The 5,582-nt window shown below is 70.5% G+C and carries 5 protein-coding genes; 4 read left to right on the top strand and 1 reads right to left on the bottom strand.

Annotated features, from left to right (window positions below):
• On the bottom strand, positions 1-787 hold a 787-nt coding region (locus G3N96_RS37580; protein ID WP_206140369.1), incomplete at its 3' end, for a regulator.
• A gap of 150 nt (positions 788-937) precedes the next feature.
• On the opposite strand from G3N96_RS37580, the gene G3N96_RS37575 reads away from it, so the two are divergent.
• From G3N96_RS37575 to G3N96_RS37560, 4 genes are all read left to right on the top strand, one after another.
• Positions 938-2,191, top strand: coding sequence for a lipoprotein-releasing ABC transporter permease subunit (locus G3N96_RS37575; RefSeq protein ID WP_124585185.1), 1,254 nt, complete (start codon positions 938-940; stop codon positions 2,189-2,191).
• 55 nt (positions 2,192-2,246) lie between these two features.
• Positions 2,247-2,942 (top strand): lipoprotein-releasing ABC transporter ATP-binding protein LolD, encoded by a 696-nt coding sequence (gene lolD / locus G3N96_RS37570; RefSeq protein WP_034185428.1) that lies wholly within the window; start codon positions 2,247-2,249, stop codon positions 2,940-2,942.
• Between the two features lie 68 nt (positions 2,943-3,010).
• Positions 3,011-3,799 (top strand): TatD family hydrolase, encoded by a 789-nt coding sequence (locus G3N96_RS37565; RefSeq protein WP_206140368.1) that lies wholly within the window; start codon positions 3,011-3,013, stop codon positions 3,797-3,799.
• A 57-nt stretch (positions 3,800-3,856) separates the two neighbouring features.
• Positions 3,857-5,582 (top strand): ComEC/Rec2 family competence protein (locus G3N96_RS37560; RefSeq protein ID WP_206140367.1); only part of this gene is annotated, 1,726 nt, incomplete at its 3' end.

The raw sequence follows: 5,582 nt of genomic DNA, 5'->3' as shown, positions 1-5,582 counted from the left end.
CGCCGGCGTCGGGTTGCGCGGCGCGCGCGAGGCCGAGCGCCGCGGGCGACGCGGACAGCACCCGCGCGAACGGCTTGCCGACCGGCTTCAGCGTGCCCTGCGCATGGAACCAGATCGAATTGACGGCCGGCAGGCCGCGCGCCTCGCGAGCCTCGTTGACCGGATGCTGGAACCAGGCCATCTGCACCTCGTTCTGCAGCTTCATCCACATCCGCGAGCGTTCGCCCGTATGGGCCTCGTGCGGCAGCCAGATCTCGATGTTGCGGCCGCTCGCGCGCAGCGGCGCGGCGCCGGCGAGTCGGGCGAGCTGCTCGCTCGACAGGTACCAACGTGACGGGTTCGGCGCCTCGAGCCGGACGCCGAGCTCCTCGATCAGCGGCCGCGCGACTGCGAGCAGCGCGGCGGCGTCGCCTTCGTCGAGCGCGAGGGCCGCCGGATCGACGAGCACCAGGTGATCGTGCGCGATTTCGACGTGAACGGGCTCGACGCAGGCCCACGCTTGCGCGCCGGGGTCGCCGCCGTCCGCCAGCAGCATGTAGGGCGCGAGCGGCGCCTCGTCCGCGGCGTTGCCCTGGGTGGCGCCGAACTGGCGGGCCAGCCAGCGTTCGTGCGGCAGCGTGCGCTGGAAGTCCTCGCCGGCCACGCGCTCGACGAGGCTGGCGCGGGCGAGCAACTTTTCGAGCGCGGGGCTGTCCAGCGTGTGCAGGGACGAGGCCGCATCGGCCGCCGACGGCAGCGCGAACGGAACGAGAAAATGGAGGCGTCGGTCGTGCATGATGGTGCGCATTGTATGGCAAACTGCGCGCGTGATCGGGCCGGCTGACGGCCCATTCGCGTCCGGCGGCCGTTTTTCGACCGTGCCCGGGCCGGTGGCCGCCACCGGGCGGCGGTCCGGCCGCGGGGCGCCTCCCCGCCGTAACCAGCAGAAAGGATTCGCTTGAAACTTCCGTACGAATGGCAGATCGGCTGGCGCTACACGCGCGCCGGCAAACGCACGACCGGTAACGGCTTCATTTCCTTCATCGCGCTCGTGTCGATGCTCGGGATCGCGCTCGGCGTCGCGGCGCTGATCGTCGTGCTGTCGGTGATGAACGGCTTCCAGAAGGAAGTGCGCGACCGCATGCTGTCGGTGCTCGCGCACGTCGAGGTGTTCTCGCCGACGGGCTCGATGCCCGACTGGCAACTGACCGCGCAGGAAGCGCGCCGCAATCCGTCGGTGATCGGCGCGGCGCCGTACGTCGACGCGCAGGCGCTGCTCACCCGCCAGGACGCGGTGAGCGGCGTGATGCTGCGCGGCGTCGAGCCGACGCTCGAGCCGCAGGTGTCGGACATCGGCAAGGACATGAAGGCGGGCCAGCTCGGCGCGCTGGTGCCGGGCCAGTTCGGCATCGTGCTCGGCGATGCGCTCGCGGGCAACCTCGGCGTGACGGTCGGCGACAAGGTCACGCTGGTCGCGCCGGAAGGATCGATCACGCCGGCCGGCATGATGCCGCGACTGAAGCAGTTCACGGTCGTCGGCGTGTTCGAGTCCGGGCACTACGAATACGACAGCACGCTCGCGATGATCAACATCCGCGACGCCGAGGCGCTGTTCCGGATGTCCGCGCCGACCGGCGTGCGGCTGCGGCTGAAGGACATGCAGAAGGCGCCGGACGTGGCGGTCGAGCTGTCGCATACGCTGTCGGGGAGCCTGTACATCCGCGACTGGACCCAGCAGAACAAGACGTGGTTCTCGGCCGTGCAGATCGAAAAGCGGATGATGTTCATCATCCTTACGCTGATCATCGCGGTGGCCGCGTTCAACCTCGTGTCGTCGCTCGTGATGACGGTGACCAACAAGCAGGCCGACATCGCGATCCTGCGCACGCTCGGCGCGCAGCCGGGGTCGATCATGAAGATCTTCGTCGTGCAGGGCGTGACGATCGGCTTCGTCGGCACGGCGTCGGGCGTCGCGCTCGGCTGCCTGATCGCGTGGAGCATCCCGTGGCTGATCCCGATGATCGAGCACCTGTTCGGCGTGCAGTTCCTGCCGCCGTCCGTGTACTTCATCAGCGAGCTGCCGTCCGAACTCGTCGCGAGCGACGTGATCCGGATCGGGCTGATCGCGTTCGCGCTGTCGGCGGTCGCGACGCTCTATCCGAGCTGGCGTGGCGCGAAGGTGAAGCCGGCGGAGGCGCTCCGCTATGAATGACCGCGCGACCGCATTCGCGGATTCACGACAACATAACAGACAGGATTCGGCAGGTATGCAGGAATACGTGCTTCAGGCGCGCGGGATCACGAAGGCATTCGTGCAGGGCGGCTTCAACGTGCAGGTGCTCAACAATACCGAGCTGACGGTGCGGCGCGGCGAGAAGCTCGCGGTCGTCGGCGCGTCGGGTTCCGGCAAGAGCACGCTGCTGCACGTGCTGGGGGGGCTCGACGAGCCGAGCGCGGGCGAGGTGTCGTTGCTCGGCAAGCCATTCACGCAACTCGCCGAGCGCGAGCGCAACGAATTGCGCAACCGCGCGCTCGGCTTCGTCTACCAGTTCCATCACCTGCTGCCCGAGTTCACCGCGCTCGACAACGTCGCGATGCCGCTGCGCATTCGCCGGATGACGACCGAGGACGCGCGCGAGCAGGCGCAGACGATGCTCGAGCGCGTCGGTCTCGGCCCGCGTGCGAAGCACCGGCCGGGCGAGCTGTCGGGCGGCGAGCGGCAGCGCGTCGCGATCGCGCGCGCGCTGGTCACGAAGCCCGCGTGCGTGCTCGCCGACGAGCCGACCGGCAACCTCGACGGCACGACGGCCGATACGGTGTTCAACCTGATGCTCGAGCTGTCCGAGACGCTCGAGACGAGCTTCGTGATCGTCACGCACGATCCCGATCTCGCCGCGCGCTGCGACCGCATCATGCGGCTGCGCGACGGCGTGCTGCACGAGGAGCCGGCGCTGCCGGTGTAAGAAGCGAACGCGCTTGGCCTGCTGCCGGGGTTGGTCCCGGTGCGGCGCCAGGGCGCAGGACTGCCGCCATGTGGATCGACACGCACTGCCATCTCGATGCCGCCGAGTTCGACGCCGACCGCGACGCGGTCGCGCACGCGGCGCGCGCGGCCGGCGTGTCGCGCATCGTGATCCCGAGCGTCGGGCGCGACAACTTCACGACGGTGCGCGAACTCGCGCAACGCACGCCGGGCGCGGTCTACGCGCTCGGCATCCACCCGATGTATACACCACGCGCACGCGACGAGGATCTCGACCGGCTGCGCATGGAGATCGAGGCGAGCCTCGACGATCCGCGCTTCGTCGCGATCGGCGAGATCGGGCTCGACTATTTCGTGCCGGGGCTCGACGAAGACCGGCAGCAGTTCTTCTACCAGGGGCAGCTCAAGCTCGCGCGCGAATTCGACCTCCCCGTGCTGTGTCATGTACGCAAGTCGCAGGACCGCGTGCTCGCCGGGCTGCGCCGTTTCGGCGTGCGGCGCGGCATCGCGCATGCGTTCAACGGCAGCTTCCAGCAGGCCGAAGCGTATCTCGCGCATGGGCTGCATCTCGGCTTCGGCGGCAACGTGACCTTCACACGTGCGCTGCAGATCCGCCGGCTCGCGGCGCAGTTGCCGCTCGAGGCGATCGTCGTCGAGACGGACGCCCCCGACATCGCGCCCGAATGGGCGTACAAATCCCGCAACACGCCCGACCAGGTGCCACGCATCGGCGACGTGCTCGCCGATCTGCGCGGGATCGACGCCGGCGCGGTGTCCCTATGCACTTCGGCTAACGCGCTCGCCGCGCTGCCGCGACTCGCACTTTCATCCGCATAATCGTTGCCCTGAGGCGCCGCATTCTCGATGGCGGCGCCGGGTCGACGAGGAGGGGCGATGCGCGTGTGGTGGATCGCGTTCGCGCTCGGCGTGGCCGTACTGCAGCGGCAGGCGGCGCTGCCGGGTGCGCTCGCATGGACGATCGGTGGGGCCGGGCTCGCGGGCTGCGCGGTGCTGGGCGTGTGGTGCATGCGTCGCCAGCGGACGCGCAAGGCCGCCATGTTCGGATGGATGCTGTGTGCGCTCGCGGCCTGCGATGCGGGGTTCGGCTACGCGGCCGCGCGGGCCGAATGGCGGCTGCGCGACAGCCTGCCCGTCGAGTGGGAAGGGCGCGACATCGTCGTCACCGGCGTGATCCGCGGGCTGCCCATGATCGACCAGACAGGTGCGCGGCTGCTGTTCGCGGTCGAGTCGAACGATGCGGGGCTGGCCCGTTTTCCGCCGTTGATCCGGCTGTCGTGGCGCGCGTATGGTGCATCGGCGGCACGCGATCCACTTCCCGACCTGCGCGCCGCGCAGCGCTGGCGTTTCGTCGTGCGCCTGAAGCGCCCGCATGCCGAGGCCAATCCGGGTGTGCGCGACAGCGAGGCGGCGTGGCTGGCCGCAGGCATTCGCGCGATCGGGTATGTCAGCACGCCCCGGCGGGCGGAATTGCTCGATGCGCGCGCAGCGGGATGGCGTGCGTCGATCGATCGGCTGCGCGACGCGCTGCGCGCGCGTATCGACGCGTCGCTCGGCAGCGACGCCGGCCATCGCGGCATCGTCGCCGCGCTCGCGATCGGCGACCAGTCGGGCATCGGCGACGATGACTGGCACGTGCTGCGCAGCACGGGTACGAGCCACCTCGTCGCAATTTCCGGCCTGCATGTCGGGCTCGTCGGCGCGATCGCGGGCGGGCTCGTGTCGATGGTCTGGCGCCGCCTGCGGTGGCGCACACGGGCCGCAACGCTCGTGTTTCCGGCGCCGTACGCGGCCGCGCTCGCCGCGCTGGCAGCTGCGGCCGGTTATGCGGCGCTCGCGGGCTTCAACGTGCCGGCGCAGCGCGCGTGGTGGATGATCGCGGCCGGCGGCATTGCGTACCTGGCCGGGCGCAGCGTGCCGACTTCCGCGGTGCTGTGCGCGGCGCTCGGCGGCGTACTGCTTGCCGACCCGTGGGCCGTGCTGTCGGCCGGGTTCTGGCTGTCGTTCGGGGCGGTCGCCGTGATCCTGCTGGCCGTCGCCGGCTGGCGTGGCGTGCGTGAGGTTGATACGGAAAACGAGGAGGGCGACGGCACGGCCGGCTTGTCGAGCCGGTTGCGCGCGTGGGGCGCCCGCGCCGGGCGCCGGATCGCCGAGGCCACGCGCGTGCAGTACGCGGTGACGATCGGTCTCGCTCCGCTCACGGCCGCCTGGTTCGCGCAGATATCCCTGTCGGGCCCGCTTGGCAATGCGTTCGCGATTCCGTGGGTCAGTTCGGTCGTGACGCCGGTCGTGCTGGCGGGAATCGCGCTACCCGCGCCGCTCGATGCGTACGCGTTCCGGCTTGCGCATGCGGCGCTCGAACCGATGATGAAACTGCTCGGATACCTTGCCGGCTGGCCGGCCGGCGTGTTCTGGCTGCGCATGCCCGACTGGCCGGTGCTGGTGCTGGCCTGCGTGGGCGTTGCATGGGCGCTGATGCCGCGCGGCTGGCCGTTGCGCTGGGCGGCCCCGCTCACGTGGCTGCCGCTCGTCGCACCGGCAGCCGATGCGCCGCCGCCGGGCGGCTTCCGGCTGACCGTGCTCGACGTCGGGCAGGGCGCGT

It is taken from the genome of Burkholderia sp. Se-20373 (assembly GCF_017104705.1).
Taxonomy (GTDB): Bacteria; Pseudomonadota; Gammaproteobacteria; order Burkholderiales; family Burkholderiaceae; genus Burkholderia.
The sequence above is the reverse complement of the archived record's forward strand: the minus strand, read 5'-3'. Positions and strand labels throughout refer to the sequence as shown.